Here is an 18080-nt window from a genome sequence, read left to right as displayed (position 1 = left end):
CAGAGCAGGAGCGCTCACAGCAGGAGGGCGATCGCGCGTACGGCAGCCGCGCACAGGGCGACGAACCCGCCCAGCACGGCCAGTGCGCGCAGCCCCTCCCTGCGCAGGTCGGGCAGCCGGTGCCCGATCCGCTCGATCTCGCGCCCGGTGATACCGCCGCACAACATCCCGAACACCACCCCGGCCACCGTCACGGGCGCGGCCTGCTGCCACCAGTCGGAGTCGATCTGACCGCCGCCGGTGGCCCACAGCGCCCCGCCCGACGCGACCGCCACCGGCACCCCAGGCCACACGACGGCGGTGACCGCCGCCCCGGCCAGCGCCATCGGGAAGAGCAGCACGCGCAGCGTCACCCGCGTTCGCCGGGAGCTGCGCTTCCTGACCATCCAGTGGCTCATCCAGAGTGTCCTGGTCAGCACCACGAAGGCGGTCGTGATCGCGATCGAGGCGATCGGCCAGATCACCGAGGCCACCACGCACGGCACGGCCAGCACCGCGAGCATCAGCAGCGCGCCGTTGCCCGCGGGCAGGGTGGTGGCCGACTCGGCCTTCGACCTTGCCGTCGTCCTGCTCCTGACGGCCGCCGCCGTGCGCTGGCGTGAGGCGGTCAGCTTGGGCCGCGGGCCGGTGGTCTTCCCGTCGACGCTCGTACGGGCCCGCGGCGCGGGCACCTTCCCCTCGGCCCGGCTGCGCGCCACCGCCGCCGCGCCCTTCCCGTCGGGGACGGCCCTGCCTCCGGCCCGCCCGCTCCCGTCGGAGGCGGACCTGCTCCCGCTCCGCCCGCTCCCCTCGGGCACGGGCCTGTTTCCCGTACGCCCGCGCGGCGGCGGCACCTTGCCCTCGGCGGGCACCGCGTTGGGCCTGCTGCGTGCCTTGGCCTCGCCCCGCGCACCGGACTCCTCAGTCGTACGGCCGCGCGCCGCCGTGCCCTTGGGAGCCTCCTCGGCCACGTCACCGGCGCGCCCACCGGCCGCCGCCTGCTCGCTCTCAGCCGTGCCGGTGGCCGTGCCGGTGGCCGCGTTGGTGGCCGCGTTGGTCGCCCTGGCGAGCCTGGACAGGCGATCGGCCAGCAGTGCCGCCGTGGGCCGCTTGCCCGGCTCCCTGTTGAGCGCGGCGCGCACCAGCGGCAGCAGCTCCACGGGCACGCCCTTGAGGTCGGCCTGGCCGTTCAGCACCGCGTACATCTGCGCCTCGGCCGTGCCCCGCCCGAACGTGGGCCGGCCCGTCGCCGCGAACGCCACCGTGGCGGCCCAGGCGTGCACGTCGGCGGGTGAGTCGACCTGCTCGTCGGCGAAGATCTCGGGCGCCGTGTAACCAGGCGTGCCGAGGAACGTGCCGGTCATGGTCAGCCGGGTCGCGTCGAGCACCTGGGCGATGCCGAAGTCGATCAGCACCGGCCCGCGGCCGGCCATGATGATGTTGCCGGGCTTGACGTCGCGGTGCACGACCCCGGCCGCGTGGATGATCGCGAGCGCGGCGGCGATGCCCTGGGCCATGTCGACGAGCTGGGACACCTCGAGAGCGCCGCTCTGGCGTACCCGGTCGAGCAGCGTGGCGCCCTCGATGTGCTCCATGACGAGGTACGGCCGGGCACAGTTCAGGTCGGCGTCGAGCACCTTGGCGACGTACGGGCTCTCGACCCTGCGCAGCGCGCGGACCTCGCGCTCCAGCCGGATGCGCGCGGTCTCGTCCTCGGTCAGATCGCGCAGGACCTTGAGAGCGACCTGCTCGCCACGGCGGGTGGTGGCGAGGTAGACCTCACCCATTCCGCCCCGGCCGAGCCGCTCGACCAGGGTGTACGGCCCGACCTTGCCGAGCTTGCTCACCGTCCCTCCCCGCCCGGCGCGCCCATAAGGGACACAACCCTAGCGCCGGTACGCGAGTTACCGTGTGAGGCACGCCGAAGGATTATCGGCGTGTGTGATCGGAGAGCATGCTGTCGAGCCGGGCCGTGGGCTCGTCCGAGAGCTGCCTGCGGCCCTTCCTGCGCCAGTTGACGTGGCCGCGGCTCTCCAGCCAGAGCAGCAGCCGGTCGGCGCCGAAGAGCACCGCGGCCGAGAAGACCAGGGCGACGACTATTTCCATGCCCCCAGTCAAGCCGCGGCACCCCGCGCCGGTCAGGCCGACACGCCGGTCAACCGCACACCACCGTGCCCTCTGACGTGCGCAAATGCCCCTCACCCGTATAGACCCACTTGGTGGAGGTGAGCTCGGGCAGCCCCATCGGGCCGCGCGCGTGCAGCTTCTGCGTGGAGATGCCGATCTCCGCCCCGAACCCGAACTCCCCGCCGTCGGTGAACCGCGTCGAGGCGTTGACCGCCACGGCCGCCGAGTCGACGAGCGCCACGAACCTGCGGGCGGCCGGCTGCGACCGGGTGACGATGGCGTCGGTGTGGCCGGAGCCGTAGCGCCGGATGTGCGCCACCGCCTCCTCCAGCGACCCGACGACGGCGGCGGCGATGTCGAGCGAGAGGTACTCGGCGTAGAAGTCGTCGTCGGTGACGGGCACGACGCCGGCGCCGTAGCCGGCGATCCGCTCGTCGCCGTGCACGGTCACGCCCGCCTTGCCCAGCGCGGCCAGCGCCTTGGGCACGAACGCGTCGGCCACGTCGGCGTGCACCAGGAACGTCTCGGCGGCGTTGCACACCGACGGCCGCTGGGCCTTGGCGTTGACCAGGATCTGCACGGCCAGGTCGACGTCGGCCTCGGCGTCCACGTACACGTGGCAGTTGCCCACGCCGGTCTCGATCACCGGCACCGTGGACTCCTCCACCACCGAGTTGATCAGGGATGCGCCGCCGCGCGGGATCAGCACGTCGACCAGCCCGCGGGCCCGCATGAGCTCCTTGACCGAGTCGCGGGTCTGGCCCGGCACGAGCTGGACGGCGCCGGCGGGCACCTCGGTGGCCGCCAGCGCGTCCTGCATGATCCGCACCAGCGCGGTGTTGGAGGAGTAGGCGCTGGACGAGCCGCGCAGCAGCACCGCGTTGCCGCTCTTGAGGCAGAGCGCGGCGGCGTCGACGGTGACGTTCGGGCGGCCCTCGTAGATGATGCCGATCACGCCCAGCGGCACCCTGAGCTGGCGCAGCTCCAGCCCGTTGGGCAGCGTGGAGCCGCGGACGACCTCGCCGACCGGGTCGGGCAGGTCGGCCACCTGGCGCACGGCCTCGGCGATGGCGCCGATCCTGGCCTCGTCGAGCCGCAGCCGGTCGATCATGGCCTCGGAGGTGCCCTGGGCCCTGGCCCGCTCGACGTCCTCGCCGTTGGCCGCGACGATCTCGGCGGCGTGCGCGACCAGGGCGTCGGCGATCGTGCGCAGCGCCCGGTCCTTGGGCGCCCGCGGCAGCGGGGCCAGCTCGGCGGCGGCCTCTCGTGCCGCACGGGCGACCTTCAGGAACTCTTCGGACATCACGCGCTCCTTGCCGGGGCTGGTCTAGTTGTGGGCTTCCAGTATGACCATGTCGTCGCGGTGAATCAGCTCGCGTTCATATTCCGGACCGAGCGTGCTCGCCAGCTCCCTGGTGGAGCGGCCGAGCAGCCCGGGGATCTCGGTCGCGTCGAAGTTGACCAGGCCGCGGGCCACCACGAGCCCCTGAGGGCCGCACAGGTCCACCGGATCGCCCGCCGCGAACTCGCCCTCCACCGCCGTCACCCCGGCCGGCAGCAGCGACTTGCGGCGCCCCACGATGGCCTCGACGGCGCCCTGGTCGAGGTGGAGGCGGCCGCGCCCGGTGGTGGCGTGCGCGAGCCACAGCAGGCGCGTGCCGGGATGGCGGCCCCCGGGGTGGAAGTAGGTACCGACGTCGGCTCCGGCGAGCGCCTGGGCCGCGTGAGCGGCCGCTGTGAGCACCACGGGCACGCCCGCCCCGGTGGCGATCCTGGCCGCCTGTACCTTGGTGATCATGCCGCCGGTGCCGACGGCCGCGCCGTTCTTGCCCAGCTCGACCCCGACCAGGTCTTCAGGCCCGCGGATCTCGGCCAGCCTGCGCGAGCCGCTGCGGCTGGGCGGGCCGTCGTAGAGCGCGTCCACGTCCGACAGCAGCACCAGCGCGTCGGCGTGGATCAGATGGGCGACCAGCGCCGCGAGGCGGTCGTTGTCGCCGAAGCGGATCTCGTCGGTGGCCACCGTGTCGTTCTCGTTGACGATGGGCACGATGCCCAGCTCCAGCAGCCTGGCCAGGGTGCGCTGGGCGTTGGCGTGGTGCGCGCGCCGCATCATGTCGTCGGCGGTCAGCAGCACCTGGCCCACACGCAGCGCGTAGCGGGCGAAGGAGGAGGTGTAGCGGGCCACCAGCACGCCCTGCCCGACGGACGCGGCGGCCTGCTGGGTGGCCAGGTCGCGCGGTCGCGCGCTCAGCCCGAGCGGGCCCAGGCCCGCCGCGATCGCTCCGGAGGACACCAGGACGATCTGCGTGCCGGTGCGGCGCCTGGCCGCCAGCACGTCCACCAGGGCGTCCACCCGGTCCACGTCGATCATGCCCTGGGGGGTGGTGAGCGAGGAGGAGCCGACCTTGACGACCACCTTCGACGCTGCGCTGATCTGTTCCCGCACGTAAGGCAGCCTATCGGCTCGCCGTAGGGCCCTCGCTACCGAATTGATCCATTGGCTGCATTGACTGCATTACTACAACGAATGTAATTTTTCGCTCGTGGAAACTCGTACCTATGCCGTCACCGGCGCCGCCTCCGGCATCGGCGCGGCCACCGCCGCCCACCTCGCCTCGTCGGGAGCGAAGGTGATCCGCTGCGACGTGCGCGACGCGGACGTGCTGGCCGACCTGACCACCCCGCAGGGCCGCGACAGCCTCGTGTCGGGGGTCACGGCGGCCTCCGGCGGCAGGATCGACGGGGTCGTCGCCGTCGCCGGGCTCGCGCTGCCGTCCGAGCTGACCGTACGGCTCAACTTCTTCGGCACGATCGCCACCCTGGAGGGCCTGCGGCCGCTCCTTGCCGCGTCCCCGCAGCCCAGGGCGGTCGCCGTCTCCTCGCTGAGCGCCATCGTGGCGGCCGACGAGAGCCTCGTGGAGTCCTGCCTGACCATGGACGAGAACGCCGCCGCCGCGGCCGCCCGCGCGCTCGCCGAGTCCGGGCGGGGGCGCGCCGTCTACCCGTCGAGCAAGCTCGCCCTCAACCGGTGGCTGCGCCGCGCCGCCCTGTCCTGGGCCGGATCCGGCATCCCGCTCAACGCGGTGGCGCCGGGCGTGGTGGACACGCTGACGGCTCGTACGACGTTCCTGGACGACCCCGCGGCCCGCGCCCTCGTGGCCGCCGCCATGCCCCAGCCCCTGGGCTTCCCCGGCCCGGTCGACGCGATCGCGTCCCTGCTCGCCTGGACGGTCGGCGCCGCCAACTCGTTCATGACCGGCCAGATCCTGTACGCGGACGGCGGCGCGGAAGCAACCCTCCGCACCTGACCCCACCCCGCGAGGCGCGCGCGAAAGAAACCACGCGCGCCGTCACCCCTTCGTAGACGGACCGGGTGCTACCCGAGGCGCATGTCGCTGCCGCGCGGCCCCTGCCGCGCCGACTCGGCGTTCAGCGTCGGCTGCCAGTCGAAGACGTAACCGCCCTCCATGGGCCCGATGACCACCTCGGCCCCGGCCTTGGCACCCGCCTTGGCCAGCTCCACCTCGACCCCCAGCCGCTCCAGCCGGTCGGCCAGATACCCCACGGCCTCGTCGTTGCTGAAGTCGGTCTGCCTGATCCACCGCTCCGGCTTCTCACCGGTGATCTGGAACAGGTTGTCGTTGACCCGCCGCACCCTGAACCCGGCCTCCCCGAGCTGCTTGGGCCGGATCACCAGCCGCGTCGGCTCCTCGACCGGCTTGTTGGCCCTGGCCGCCGCGACCCACTCGCCCATCGCGTACGTCAGCTCCCGCAGCCCGTCGTGCGTGGCGGCGGAGATCGTGAACACCTGCAGCCCCTTGGCCTCGAACTCGGGCCTGACCATCTCGGCCAGCTCCCGCGCGTCGGGCACGTCGGCCTTGTTCAGCACGATCATCCGCGGCCGGTCCTCGAGCTTCCCGTACGCCCGCAGCTCGGCCTCGATCACCTCGTAGTCCGTGATCGGGTCGCGCCCCGGCTCCATGGTGGCGCAGTCGATGACGTGCACGAGCATGTCGCACCGCTCGACGTGCCGCAGGAACTCGTGGCCGAGCCCCTTGCCCTGCGAAGCCCCGGGGATCAGCCCGGGCACGTCGGCGACGGTGAACACGTTCTCCCCCGCGGTCACCACGCCCAGGTTCGGGATCAGGGTGGTGAACGGGTAGTCCGCGATCTTCGGCTTGGCCGCGCTCAGCGCCGCGATCAGCGAGCTCTTGCCGGCGCTCGGGAAGCCGACCAGCGCCACGTCGGCGACGCTCTTCAGCTCCAGGAGCACGTCGAGGCCGTCGCCCGGCTCGCCGAGCAGCGCGAAGCCCGGCGCCTTGCGCTTGGTGCTGGCCAGCGCGGCGTTGCCGAGCCCACCGTGACCGCCCTCGGCGATCACGTACCGCGTACCGGCGCCCACGAGGTCGACCAGCACCTCACCGGTGGCGGCGTCCTTCACCACGGTCCCGTTCGGCACCGGCAGGATCACGTCCTCGCCGTTGGCGCCGTCACGGTTGGAGCCCTGGCCCTGCTTGCCGTTCTCCGCCGCGCGGTGCGGGCGGCGGTGGTAGTCGAGCAGGGTGGCGGTGTTGGGGTCGACCTCGAGGATCACGTCGCCGCCCCGCCCCCCGTTGCCCCCGTCGGGGCCGCCGAGCGGCTTGAACTTCTCCCGGTGGATGGAGGCGCACCCGTTCCCCCCGTCACCGGCCCTGATGTGAAGGACCACCTGGTCCACGAAGTCCGGCATCCCCGTATTCCTCCATCACCCCGCCAGGGGGCATCTCATTTCCAGCCCCAGGGCCGTGAAAGCCCTGGAAACGCCAAGGGGTGGATCGACACCCGATCGAGTCGATCCACCCCTGAAGCAACAAACCCGAAGGTCGGAGAAGCAGGAAACCCTACTCCGCGACGGGAACGATGCTCACGGCCCGGCGGCCGCGCTTGACACCGAACTGCACGTGACCTGCGGCCAGCGCGAACAGCGTGTCATCGCCACCACGGCCGACGTTGTCGCCGGGGTGGAAGTGGGTGCCACGCTGACGGACGATGATCTCGCCCGCGTTGACCAGCTGGCCACCGAAGCGCTTGACGCCCAGACGCTGGGCGTTGGAGTCACGACCGTTCCGGGTGGACGACGCGCCCTTCTTGTGTGCCATCTCTCAAACTCCCGTTCAGGCCTGCTCGATACCGGTGATCTTCACCTGGGTGTACCGCTGGCGGTGACCCTGGCGCTTCTTGTAACCGGTCTTGTTCTTGTACTTGAGGATGCGGATCTTCGGGCCCTTGGTCTCACCGAGGATCTCGGCGTTGACCGTGAACTTGCCCGCCTCCGTGGTCACATCGCCGTCGTTGACGACGAGCACCGTCGGCAGCGAAACCGAAGAGCCGACCTCGCCGGCGACCTTGTCCACCTCGAGGACGTCACCGACGGAGACCTTCTGCTGCCTGCCGCCGCAACGAACGATCGCGTACACCGCGGAACCCTTCTACTGACTCACTGTTGTCTCGAACATCGGCCGCCTCACGAAGAGGCGGCCGCCGAATGCTGCGCCTGTCATTCGGCCTGTCTCAAACCGACGAACCGAGTAAGCGCGCCAACAGGGCACGTCACCTGACGCACCGGTTCACCAGGGTACCGGATTAACGGCCCCCTAGGCGAACCGGACGGATCGTCGGAAGTCCGCCGAGTGGCTACTCGGCCGACTTGGCTCGGCGGGAGCGTCGCCGCCCTCTGCCGGAAGTCTGGCTGGCCTGGTCGTCCTCGGCCGGGACGTCATCAAGCGCACCGGTCACGGTATCACGGCTGGAGGAGTCCTTGGCCGCGGAAACCTTGTCCTGAACCGCCTTCTCGACCGCCATCTTGCCCTGCGTGCCGCGCGGCTCCGGCTTGCTCTCCACCGGCTCCGTGGAGACCAGCAGGCCGCGCCCGTTGCAGCACTCGCACGGCGTCGAGAACGCCTCCAGCAGGCCCTGACCGACCCGCTTACGCGTCATCTGGACCAGCCCCAGCGAGGTGACCTCGGCCACCTGGTGCTTCGTCCTGTCGCGCGCCAGGCACTCCAGCAGCCGCCGCAGCACCAGGTCGCGGTTCGACTCCAGCACCATGTCGATGAAGTCGATCACGATGATGCCGCCGATGTCGCGCAGCCTGAGCTGCCGGACGATCTCCTCCGCCGCCTCCAGGTTGTTCCTGGTGACGGTCTCCTCCAGGTTGCCGCCCTGGCCGGTGAACTTGCCGGTGTTGACGTCCACGACGGTCATCGCCTCGGTACGGTCGATCACCAGCGAGCCGCCGCTCGGCAGCCACACCTTGCGCTCCATCGCCTTGGAGAGCTGCTCGTCGATCCGGTACGACTCGAACACGTCGCCGTGCTCGCCGTCGTCCCACTTCGACAGGCGCTCGGCCAGGTGCGGAGCGACGTACTTGACGTAGTCGTCCACCGTGTCCCACGCCTCGTCGCCCTGGACGACCAGGTTCGTGAAGTCCTCGTTGAAGACGTCACGCACGACCCTGATGGTCAGGTCGGGCTCGGCGGACAGCAGCTCCGGCGGGCTGGCCGACTTGGCCTTCTTCTGGATGCTCTCCCACTGCGCCGACAGCCTGGCCACGTCGCGGGCCAGCTCCTCCTCGGAGGCGCCCTCGGCCGCGGTACGCACGATCACACCGGCGTTCTCCGGCATGACCTTCTTCAGGATGCTCTTGAGCCGCGTGCGCTCCTTGTCGGGCAGCTTGCGGCTGATGCCGGTCATCGACCCGTCGGGGACGTACACGAGGTAACGCCCGGGAAGGCTGATCTGCGACGTCAGGCGGGCGCCCTTGTGCCCGATCGGGTCCTTCGTGACCTGCACGAGCACCGACTGGCCCGACTTCAGCGCCGACTCGATCCGCTTCGGCTGGCCCTCCAGCCCGGCGGTGTCGAAGTTCACCTCACCGGCGTACAGGACAGCATTCCTGCCCTTGCCGATGTCCACGAACGCCGCCTCCATCGAGGGCAGCACGTTCTGCACCTTGCCGAGGTAGACGTTGCCGACGTACGACTGGCTGGCCTCGCGGTTGACGTAGTGCTCGACGAGCACGCCGTCCTCCAGCACCGCGATCTGCGTACGGTCGCCCTGGCGGCGCACCACCATCATCCGGTCCACGGACTCGCGGCGGGCCAGGAACTCCGACTCGGTGATGATCGGCGGGCGCCGGCGGCCGAGCTCGCGCCCCTCGCGGCGGCGCTGCTTCTTGGCCTCCAGCCGGGTGGAGCCGCGCACGCTCTGCACGCCGTCGGTGGCGGTCTCGAGCGCCCCCGTACGGCCGGAGCGCGGCGCGCGGATGCGCACCACGGTGTTCGGCGGGTCGTCGCTGGCCGGCTCGGCGCCCTCGTCGGCACCCCGGCGGCGGCGACGGCGGCGACGCCGCGACGTGGAGGACTCCTCTTCCTGGGCCTCCTCCGCCTGCTCCTCGTCGCCCTCCTCCTCGGACTCCTCGCCGTCCTCGGCCTCGTCGCGCTCGCGCGTCTTGCCGCGGCCCCTGCCGCCCCTGCGCCGGCGCCTGCGGCGGCCGCCGCCCTCCTCCTCCTGCTCGTCGGAGGTGTCGAGGTCGGTCTCGTCCTCGGTCACGCTCTCGTCGACCGGCTCCTCGGCCTCCTCGGGCTCGGGAGCGGGCTGCGGCTCGGCCTTGCGCTGCACGACCGGCTTGGCCTGGCTGGGGTCGGGCGCCTGGAACAGCGGCGCGAAGATGGCCGCGGGCCGCTGGAACGCGGCGCCGCCCGGCTCGACGTCCCTGCGCGCCGTCAGCCCGAAGGGGTCGGCGAGCAGGCTCGGCCGCACGTTGTCCTCGTCGAGGTCCTCACCCGCGGGCTCGTCGTCGAGCGGCTCGTCCTCGGGCAGGATCTCCAGAATGTCCTCATCCGCCTCACTGGCACCAGCAGCCGCGGCACCCTCGCCGGCACCAGCACCCGCAGTGCCTGCACCAGCAGCCGCAGCGCCCTCGTCGGCACCAGCGCGCGCTGTGCCTGCGCCAGCCGCGGCACGGCCCCTTCGGGCGCCCGCGGCGCGGCCCTTACCGGCCGCCGCCTCGACGCCCGTAGCCTCGCCACCGGTCACGCCGGCATCGGCCAGGCCCTCACCGGCACCCGCCGCAGCACCGCCGGCCTCGCCCGCGGTCACCGCAGTACCGCCAGGCTCGCCCCCGGTCACCGCAGCGCCTTCGGCCTCGCCGGCGCCCGCCGCGACAGCCCCGGCCTTACCGGCCTTCGCCGTCGTCGCCTTACGCGTACGGCGTCTCGCCGTCCCTGCAGCGGCAGCCTCGCCGGCCGCAGGCCCGGCAACGCCCTCAGGCGCCTGTCCACCGGCACCCGCGACCGCCGCCTCGTCACCGAACGGCGCCACGACCTCACCACCACCGGAGGGCGCGACCACTTCGGCCCCCTCGGCGGCACCGGCCTCGACACCCCCGGCCCGCGCGGCGGAGTCCTCCACGGACCACGCCTCGGCACCGGCCGCCGGCGCCGCGGCCTCTTCGGCCTCGGCCTTCTTACGCGTCCTGCGCCGCTTCACGGGCGCCTCCGCGGCGGCCTCCCCGGCAGCCTCGGCTTCCGGAGCCGCCACCGCGGCTTCCGCCTCGGCCTCAGCGGCCTTCTTCGTCGTACGTCGCCGCGTGGTCGTCGCGGTCGACCGTGTCCTCGTGGCCCTCTTCGGCTTCTCGTCCACGGCCTCGGCGACAGCCTCAGCCACGGCGCCCTCCACAGGGCTCACCTCTCCGGCCTCGGCCGTACCGGCCGCAGCCCTCTCCGCGAGCAGCTCAGGCGCCGGCTCCCCGGCGGCCCGCTGCGCGGCGGTGCGCTGCACCGCCTGCACATCGGCCACGGACGGCGCGGCCTGCGCGGCGGCGACTGTGACCGGGGCGGAGGCCGGCTCCTCGGGCAGCTCCGGCGGAGGACCCGCGGGGCGGCTGGCGGAGCGGCGACGACTGGTCACCTCGGGCTGTTCAATTGTCTCCCCGTCAGGGCCAGTGGCCCCGGCGTTGGGCTCGTTGTCGAGCATGCGGGCGCTCTCCCGTCAGCTCCCGGGCGCGTCGCCGCGCCGCGCAGGAGCTCTCGTGTCTCGTTGTCCGCCGGCGCTCCCATGGAGAGCGCGCCGGCGCCAAGTCCTGTCAGCGGTCGTGCTCGGCTCATGCCGGGCACATCCTTAACCGGCGACGTGCTCACCCGCCGGTCCCGCCTCGCCGCCGCGCGTGGTGTCGCGGTCAAGGTCGAGCGGATCGGCAAGTGCACCGGTACTCGCGTCGAGCGGCCCCTGCGCCAGCCTGGTCACCTCGGGGGGAACCGGCGGCGCGAAGTCGGCCACAAGGCGCAGCCCTGTGAGCACATCGTCGGGTCGAACGGCAGGCGTCATGTGCCGAACAACCATGCGCAGTATGACACACGGCTCTCCCTGCACCTGAGCTGCGATTCTGTCTGCTCCCTCGGAAACCCTGAGCCCCAGGACGGCCTGCCGCGCGTCGAAGCGGCGGGGACCCTTCTTGGTCAGGCGCTCGACTTCCACGGTGCCTTCCGCGAGGAACTTCTCCACCGCCACCTCGGCGAGCTCGCGATCGGCACCCGGCAGCCGCACCTCCCAGTCGGAGACCTCCAAGCGGTCAGCCAGCCCACCCTGCCCCGCCTCCACGACGTCGAGCACATCGAGCCCGGAGGGCAACGACTCGTCCAGGCTCTGTCTGACCTGGGCGGGGTCGCACGGCGTGGTAACACCGATCTCGAGGTATTCGGCTTCGCTGGCGACGCCGGTCGGCGCCGCGCCCGCGTAGGAGATCTTCGGGTGGGGCGAGAAGCCCGCGCTGTAGGCCACCGGAATGCCGGCACGGCGGACCGCCCTCTCGACGGCCCGCGAGATGTCGCGGTGGCTGGTGAAGCGCAGGCGGCCGCGCTTGGCGTAACGCACACGCAGGCGCTGCACCGTGGGCGCGGGCGGAGGCCCTTCGGGAACAGGTTTCAGAGCTTGTCGTCCTTCCCTTGTAAGAGTTCCTTCGTCTCAGGATAAGCCGCTGCGGCGGATGAACGTGTACGCCGTGACACGGCTCGCCCACTGAGCGCGCTAGACCACCGTAAGAGGAAGGAGTTTCCGCCCCGTGGGGCCGATCTGAATTTCGGTGCCCATGGTCGGGCAGACCCCGCAGTCGTAGCACGGAGTCCAGCGGCAGTCTTCGACCTCACCGCCGGAGACGGCCTCCTGCCAGTCCTGCCACAGCCATTCGCGGTCGAGCCCGGCGTCGAGGTGGTCCCACGGCAGGACCTCGTTCTCCTCCCGCTCGCGGGTGGTGTACCAGTCGACGTCGACGCCCGCCTTCTCGGCGGCGGCCATCCAGCGCTCGTAGGAGAAGTGCTCGCTCCACCCGTCGAACCGGCCGCCGTCCTCCCAGACGGCTCTGATGACGGCGCCGACCCTGCGGTCGCCCCGCGACAGCAGCCCCTCCACGATGGACGGCTTGCCGTCGTGGTAGCGGAAACCGATGGCGCGGCCGTAGTTCTTGTCGCCTCTGAGCGAGTCGCGCAGCTGCTTGAGCCGCCGGTCGACCGTCTCGTGGTCGGCCTGGCCGGCCCACTGGAACGGCGTGTGCGGCTTGGGCACGAAACCGCCGATGGAGACCGTGCAGCGGATGTCGCGGCTGCCGGTCGCCTCGCGGCCCGCCTGGATGACCTTCTTGGCCAGGTCGGCGATGCCGAGCACGTCCTCGTCCTGCTCGGTGGGCAGCCCGCACATGAAGTAGAGCTTGACCTGGCGCCACCCCTGCGAATACGCCGTGGTGACGGTGCGGATCAGGTCTTCCTCGGTGACCATCTTGTTGATCACCTTGCGCATGCGCTCCGAGCCGCCCTCGGGCGCGAACGTCAGGCCCGAGCGCCTGCCGTTCCTGGAGAACTCGTTGGCCAGGTCGATGTTGAACGCGTCGACCCGGGTCGAGGGCAGCGACAGCGAGGTGTTGGTGCCTTCGTACCGGTCGGCCAGGCCCTTGGCGACCTCGCCGATCTCGGAGTGGTCGGCGGACGACAGCGACAGCAGGCCGACCTCGTTGAAGCCGGACTCCTTGATGCCGTTCTCCACCATCGCGCCGATCGTGGTGATGGAACGCTCGCGCACCGGGCGCGTGATCATGCCGGCCTGGCAGAAGCGGCAGCCGCGCGTGCAGCCGCGGAAGATCTCCACGCTGAACCGCTCGTGCACCGTCTCGGCCAGCGGCACCAGCGGTTTCTTCGGATAGGGCCACTCGTCGAGATCCATCACGGTGTGCTTGTGCACCCGCCACGGCACGTCGGCCCGGTTGGGCGCGACCCGCTTGATGCGGCCGTCGGGGTGGTACTCGACGTCGTAGAACCTGGGCACGTAGACCCCGCCGGACTCGGCGAGCCGCATCAGCAGCTCGTCACGACCGCCGGGGCTGCCCTCGCCCTTCCATTCGCGGATGACCTCGGAGATGGCGATGGAGATCTGCTCCCCGTCGCCGAGCACGGCCGCGTCGAGGAAGTCGGCGATCGGCTCCGGGTTGAAGGCCGCGTGGCCGCCGGCGAGCACGATCGGGTCGTCCTCGCCGCGGTCGGCGGCCAGCAGCGGGATGCCGGCCAGATCGAGCGCCGTCAGCAGGTTGGTGTAGCCGAGCTCGGTCGAGAACGACACGCCGAGCACGTCGAAGGCGCGCACCGGCCGGTGCGCGTCCACGGTGAACTGCGGGACGCCTTCGGCCCGCATGAGCTCCTCGAGATCGGGCCAGACCGCGTACGTACGCTCGGCCAGCGTGCCCGGAAGCTCGTTGAGAATCTCGTAGAGGATGGCCACGCCCTGGTTGGGCAGCCCGACCTCGTAGGCGTCCGGGTACATCAGCGCCCACCGCACGTCCGCCGAGTCCCAGTCCTTGACGGTCGAGTTGAGCTCACCCCCGACATACTGGATGGGCTTCTGCACCTTGGGCAGCAGCGCTTCCAGGCGGTGGAATATCGACTCGACAGGCATACCGTCAAGGGTAGCGGCGCTCAGACGGTGGCAGGTCCGGGGATGTCGATGTCGTTTCCACTGAGCACCAGGATGTGGTGCCCTTCGTAGCAGGTCAGCTCGACGGCGATGACCCCGCTGTCCAGATTGTGCACGGCGACGACGTGATTCGCGGGCAGCAGGAAGCGTTCGCCGCACTCATCGCAATATGCCAGGAACATACCCCTAATTAAACGACTGTCTTCGCACTCTGATGGCCTGCAGAAGCCCAATCGCAATGAGATTGGCGAACGTGGCGGTGCCGCCGTACGACACGAACGGCAGCGGCAACCCCGTGATCGGCATGATCCCGATCGTCATGCCCACGTTGATGAACGTCTGGAAGGCGAACCAGCACACGATCGTGCCCGCGACCAGCGTCCCGAACCGGTCCTCGCACTGCCTGGCGATCTTCAGCCCGCGCAGCAGCACCACCCCGAGCAGCAGCACCACGGTGACCGACCCGAGGAACCCGAACTCCTCCCCCGCCACGGTGAAGATGAAGTCGGTGTGCTGCTCCGGCACGAACCGCCCGGTCGTCTGCCCGCCGCCGAGCAGCCCCTTGCCCAGGAGCTGCCCCGAGCCGATCGCGATCATCGACTGCGTGCTGTTGTAACCCACCCCGCGCGGGTCCACGCTCGGGTCGACGAACGCCGTGAACCGCGCCACCTGGTACGGCTCCAGCATCTGGAAGTAGAACACCGAGAACATCCCGGCCCCCGCGACCAGCGTGAGCGCCCCGATCCACCGCTTGCGCATGCCCGCGATGATCAGCCCGGCCGCCGTGATCACCGCGAGCACCATCGCGGTGCCCAGGTCCGGCTGGAGCATCACCAGCCCCATCGTGATGCCCGAGGCGACGAGCGCCAGCGCCACGTCCAGCCCGCGCGGCCGATCGGTGCCCTCGGCCGGCTGGGCCAGCAACATCGCGATGATGAGCAGCAGCCCGACCTTGGCGAACTCCGACGGCTGCACCGCGAACCCGCCACCGAGCAGGATCCACGAGTGCGACCCGTTGATCGTCGCCCCCAGCGGCGTGATCACCAGCCCCAGCCCGACCAGCGACAGCAGGAACACCAGCGGCGCGTACGCCCGCATCGCCCGATGGTCCACCATCGCCACGATCCCGCACAGCACCACGCCGATCGTCTCGTTGAGCAGGTGCTTCTTCACCAGCCCCGTCGAGCCGGGCGCCCACGTCCTGGTGGACGACCACACCAGCAGCGTGCCGATCACGCACAGCCCGGCCACCGCGACCAGCATCAGCCCGTCGAGCCTGCGCACGGTGGAGTTCTCGGCGGTGATCCGCCGCAGCAACGAGGGCCGCCGCACGGCCGCTGTCCGCGCCATCACCCCCGCCCTCCCGTACGCCTGTTCATCCCCGGATCACCGTTCCGTCCGGGGCGAAGCGCGGCAGCCGCGTGGTCAGCCGCCCGCCGTTGGGCACGGCGGGCTTGCGCTTGATGCCGTAGATCCCCTCATAGATCTCCCGTACGGCCGGCGCCGCCGTCTGCGCGCCCATCCCGCCCTGCGAGACCATCGCGACCACCACGTACTGCGGGTTCTTCGTCGGCGCGAACGACGCGAACCACGAGGTGTCCTGCTTCCCCCAGACCTCGGCGGTGCCCGTCTTGCCGCCCACCCGCACCTTGTTCATCGGGAACCCGGCGAAGGCCCCCGCCGCCGTTCCGTCGGCGGCCACCTGGCTCAGCGCGTGCTTGATGTACAGGCGCTCCTTCTCGCTGAGCGGCAGCTTGCCCACCACCGGCACGGGGATGGTCCTGACCACCTTGCCGTCGGGCCGCACCTGCGCCCACCCGATGCGCGGGCTGCGCACCTTGCCGTCGCTCACCAGCGCCGCGTACGCCCTGGCCAGCTGCATCGGCGTGACCAGCACGTCGCCCTGCCCGATGGAGAAGTTGGCCGAGTCGCCCGGCCGCAGCAGGAACCCCTCGGTGCAGTTCTCCAGCGCCAGCCGCTTCAGGAACTCGGCCCGCGCCCTGTCCTTCTCCTCCGGATAGCCCTTGCGCGACCGCTCGCAGTTGATCGCGCTGGTCTTCTGCCACAGGTCCTTCTTCCAGGCGCGGTCGGGGATGCGGCCCCCGGACTCGCCCGGCAGGTCCACCCCGGTCGGGCTGCCGAACCCGAACGCCCGCGCGATGTTGGCGAACACCTCCTTGGGCTTCCGCTTCGGGAAGCGCCCGCCGTCCTTCAGATACTGCTCGTACGCCGCCCGGTAGAAGATCGTGTCGCACGACTTGACCAGCGCCGTATGCAGGGTGAGGGTGCCCAGGGGGATGCCGCGGAAGTTGTTGAAGGCCCGGCCGCCCACCGCGACCGAGCCCGGGCAGGAGTAGTGGCCGTTGAGCGGGTATCCCGCGCGCAGCATGGACGCCACCGACGAGATCTTGAACGTCGAACCCGGAGCGAACTGCCCGTTGATCGCCCGCGACACGAGCGGCTTGCCGGACTTCTCCGACAGCAGCCACTGGTAGCCACGCGCCGAGATCCCTCCCGCCCAGATCTCCGGGTCGTACCCGGGCGCGCTGGCCAGCGCCACGACCCGCCCCGTACGCGCGTCGAGCACCACCGCGGCGCCGCCGTCGGCCGACGGAGCCGACTTCATCGCCTTGTCGAGCGCCTTCTCGGTCACCGCCTGCACGCGGGAGTCGATGCTGGTCACCAGGTGGTCGCCGGGAACCGGGGTGATCTGCTCCTCGACGCCGAGCGCCTTGCCCATCCGGTCTACCTGCACCCTGCGCAGCCCGGACTTGCCCCGCAGCGCCTCGTCGTAGACGTACTCGAGCCCGTCACGCCCGGCCAGGTCCACCCCCGAGAAGCTGGCCTTGAGCCCCTCCCGCTTCTCGAGCTCGGCCTCGGTGACCGGCTGCAGGTAGCCGAGCATCTGCGCCCCGGCCCTGCCACCGGGATACTGCCGCACGGAGTGGATCTCCGCCGTCACGCCCGGAAACTCCTCCTGCCGCTCCAGGATCTGCAGCGCCTCGCGAGTGTCGACCTTCTCGTCCAGCGGCACCGGCTGGTACGGCGAGCCGGTCCAGCACGGCTTGCCCACGCCGGGCCCGCACGGCGTGATGCGCTGCTGCAGGTCCGACACCGGCCGCCCGAGCACCGCCGAGAGCTTGCGCAGCACCTTGACGCCGCCGTCCTTCATCCTCGACAGGCGGGTCCTGTCCACGGAGACGACCAGCGCGGTCTTGTTGCGGACCAGCGGCCGGCCCGAGGAGTCGAGGATCTGCCCGCGCACCGCCGGCACGATCACCGCCCGCGTCCTGGTCTCCGTCGCCCGCGTCACGAACTCCTGCCCGCGCACCACCTGCACCTGCCACAAGCGCACGGCCAGCACGACGAGCAGCGTCAGCACCAGGACGTGCAACACCAGCAGCCGGGCCCGCATTCTGGTCATGTCGCGAATCTCTTTCTGGTGGTCAGCCAGATCACGATCGGCGAGACCAGCAGGGTGTAGACGATCGTGACCGGCACCTGCTCGGTCAGCGTGGACATCGTCACCCGCGGATCGGAGATCAGCCCGCCCACGGCCGCCGCCAGCAGCGGCGCCATCAGCACGCAGAGCACGACGGTCGTCACGGGCCCGCCCGCGCCGCGCCCGGCGACGTAGCCGACCAGGGCGAGCACGAACGCGTACTGGCCCATGAGGTGAGCGGTCGGCGGCATCACGTCGACCAGCAGCCCGGCGAAGAACCCGAGCACCGCCCCCGGCGCGGGCCCTCTGACCAGCGCGGCCCCGATGACGGCCAGCAGCACCAGATCGGGCGCTCCGCCGGCGGGCAGCGGCATCCGGTTGACGAGCATCACCTGCGCCAGCAACGCCAGCACCACGGAAACACCCCCGATCACCGCGCTCCCTCCCCGTACGCCGACCCCATCCCCGCCCCGCCGATCACCACGACCACTCCACGCCCACCAGCCCCGCGCCCGCACCCGCACCGCGCCACCAACAC

At 71.3% G+C, this 18080-nt stretch carries 15 protein-coding genes; 1 reads left to right on the top strand and 14 read right to left on the bottom strand.

What is annotated here, in order from left to right:
• Positions 1-14 precede the first annotated feature (14 nt).
• From HD593_RS11895 to proB, 4 genes are all read right to left on the bottom strand, one after another.
• Positions 15-1826, bottom strand: coding sequence for a serine/threonine-protein kinase (locus HD593_RS11895; RefSeq protein ID WP_185102221.1), 1812 nt, complete (start codon positions 1824-1826; stop codon positions 15-17).
• An 82-nt stretch (positions 1827-1908) separates the two neighbouring features.
• Entirely contained in the window at positions 1909-2085 is a 177-nt protein-coding gene (locus HD593_RS11890) for a hypothetical protein (protein WP_185102220.1), read from the bottom strand.
• A 49-nt stretch (positions 2086-2134) separates the two neighbouring features.
• On the bottom strand, positions 2135-3409 hold the full coding sequence (locus HD593_RS11885) for a glutamate-5-semialdehyde dehydrogenase (RefSeq protein ID WP_185102219.1): 1275 nt from the start codon (positions 3407-3409) through the stop codon (positions 2135-2137).
• Between the two features lie 24 nt (positions 3410-3433).
• The gene (gene proB / locus HD593_RS11880; RefSeq protein WP_379478864.1) at positions 3434-4552 is read right to left on the bottom strand and encodes a glutamate 5-kinase; all 1119 of its coding nucleotides are present in this window, start codon (positions 4550-4552) and stop codon (positions 3434-3436) included.
• A gap of 97 nt (positions 4553-4649) precedes the next feature.
• Here proB and HD593_RS11875 point away from each other — a divergent pair, with 97 nt between their 5' ends.
• Positions 4650-5414 carry an SDR family oxidoreductase gene (locus HD593_RS11875; RefSeq protein WP_185102218.1) on the top strand — a complete coding sequence of 255 codons (765 nt, stop codon included), beginning with the start codon at positions 4650-4652 and terminating at the stop codon, positions 5412-5414.
• Between the two features lie 68 nt (positions 5415-5482).
• Here HD593_RS11875 and obgE read toward each other — a convergent pair whose 3' ends face one another.
• The 10 genes from obgE to mreD form a co-directional block, all read right to left on the bottom strand.
• Positions 5483-6835, bottom strand: coding sequence for a GTPase ObgE (gene obgE / locus HD593_RS11870; protein ID WP_185102217.1), 1353 nt, complete (start codon positions 6833-6835; stop codon positions 5483-5485).
• 151 nt (positions 6836-6986) lie between these two features.
• Positions 6987-7244: a 50S ribosomal protein L27 gene (rpmA, locus tag HD593_RS11865; protein WP_012893687.1), complete on the bottom strand. Its 258-nt coding sequence runs from the start codon at positions 7242-7244 to the stop codon at positions 6987-6989.
• A gap of 15 nt (positions 7245-7259) precedes the next feature.
• Positions 7260-7562, bottom strand: a complete 303-nt coding sequence (gene rplU, locus HD593_RS11860) for a 50S ribosomal protein L21 (protein ID WP_080046162.1) — start codon at positions 7560-7562, stop codon at positions 7260-7262.
• Between the two features lie 217 nt (positions 7563-7779).
• On the bottom strand, positions 7780-10275 hold the full coding sequence (locus HD593_RS11855) for an Rne/Rng family ribonuclease (RefSeq protein WP_379478866.1): 2496 nt from the start codon (positions 10273-10275) through the stop codon (positions 7780-7782).
• Positions 10276-11265: 990 nt separating this feature from the next.
• Positions 11266-12018 (bottom strand): TIGR03936 family radical SAM-associated protein, encoded by a 753-nt coding sequence (locus tag HD593_RS11850; RefSeq protein WP_312903438.1) that lies wholly within the window; start codon positions 12016-12018, stop codon positions 11266-11268.
• A 153-nt stretch (positions 12019-12171) separates the two neighbouring features.
• The gene (locus tag HD593_RS11845; RefSeq protein ID WP_185102215.1) at positions 12172-14082 is read right to left on the bottom strand and encodes a TIGR03960 family B12-binding radical SAM protein; all 1911 of its coding nucleotides are present in this window, start codon (positions 14080-14082) and stop codon (positions 12172-12174) included.
• A 20-nt stretch (positions 14083-14102) separates the two neighbouring features.
• Positions 14103-14282 (bottom strand): hypothetical protein, encoded by a 180-nt coding sequence (locus HD593_RS11840; protein ID WP_185102214.1) that lies wholly within the window; start codon positions 14280-14282, stop codon positions 14103-14105.
• A gap of 4 nt (positions 14283-14286) precedes the next feature.
• Positions 14287-15450 (bottom strand): rod shape-determining protein RodA, encoded by a 1164-nt coding sequence (rodA, locus tag HD593_RS11835; protein ID WP_185102213.1) that lies wholly within the window; start codon positions 15448-15450, stop codon positions 14287-14289.
• 25 nt (positions 15451-15475) lie between these two features.
• Positions 15476-17524 (bottom strand): penicillin-binding protein 2, encoded by a 2049-nt coding sequence (mrdA, locus tag HD593_RS11830; RefSeq protein WP_185102212.1) that lies wholly within the window; start codon positions 17522-17524, stop codon positions 15476-15478.
• A complete protein-coding gene (mreD, locus tag HD593_RS11825) occupies positions 17521-17976 on the bottom strand; it encodes a rod shape-determining protein MreD (RefSeq protein ID WP_185102211.1) in 456 nt (151 codons plus the stop codon). Before mreD ends, mrdA begins: the two co-directional genes overlap by 4 nt.
• Positions 17977-18080: the final 104 nt, after the last annotated feature.

This window comes from Nonomuraea rubra (genome assembly GCF_014207985.1).
Taxonomy (GTDB): domain Bacteria; phylum Actinomycetota; class Actinomycetes; order Streptosporangiales; family Streptosporangiaceae; genus Nonomuraea; species Nonomuraea rubra.
This window is presented reverse-complemented; position numbering and strand designations above follow the sequence as displayed.

Excerpts from the sequence above, each read along its gene's own strand:
- HD593_RS11845 (WP_185102215.1), bottom strand. The coding sequence starts at position 14,082 with ATGCCTGTCGAGTCGATATTCCACCGCCTGGAAGCGCTGCTGCCCAAG.
- obgE (WP_185102217.1), bottom strand. The coding sequence starts at position 6,835 with ATGCCGGACTTCGTGGACCAGGTGGTCCTTCACATCAGGGCCGGTGAC.
- rpmA (WP_012893687.1), bottom strand. The coding sequence starts at position 7,244 with ATGGCACACAAGAAGGGCGCGTCGTCCACCCGGAACGGTCGTGACTCC.
- rodA (WP_185102213.1), bottom strand. The coding sequence starts at position 15,450 with ATGGCGCGGACAGCGGCCGTGCGGCGGCCCTCGTTGCTGCGGCGGATC.
- HD593_RS11840 (WP_185102214.1), bottom strand. The coding sequence starts at position 14,282 with ATGTTCCTGGCATATTGCGATGAGTGCGGCGAACGCTTCCTGCTGCCC.
- HD593_RS11890 (WP_185102220.1), bottom strand. The coding sequence starts at position 2,085 with ATGGAAATAGTCGTCGCCCTGGTCTTCTCGGCCGCGGTGCTCTTCGGC.
- HD593_RS11885 (WP_185102219.1), bottom strand. The coding sequence starts at position 3,409 with ATGTCCGAAGAGTTCCTGAAGGTCGCCCGTGCGGCACGAGAGGCCGCC.
- mrdA (WP_185102212.1), bottom strand. The coding sequence starts at position 17,524 with ATGACCAGAATGCGGGCCCGGCTGCTGGTGTTGCACGTCCTGGTGCTG.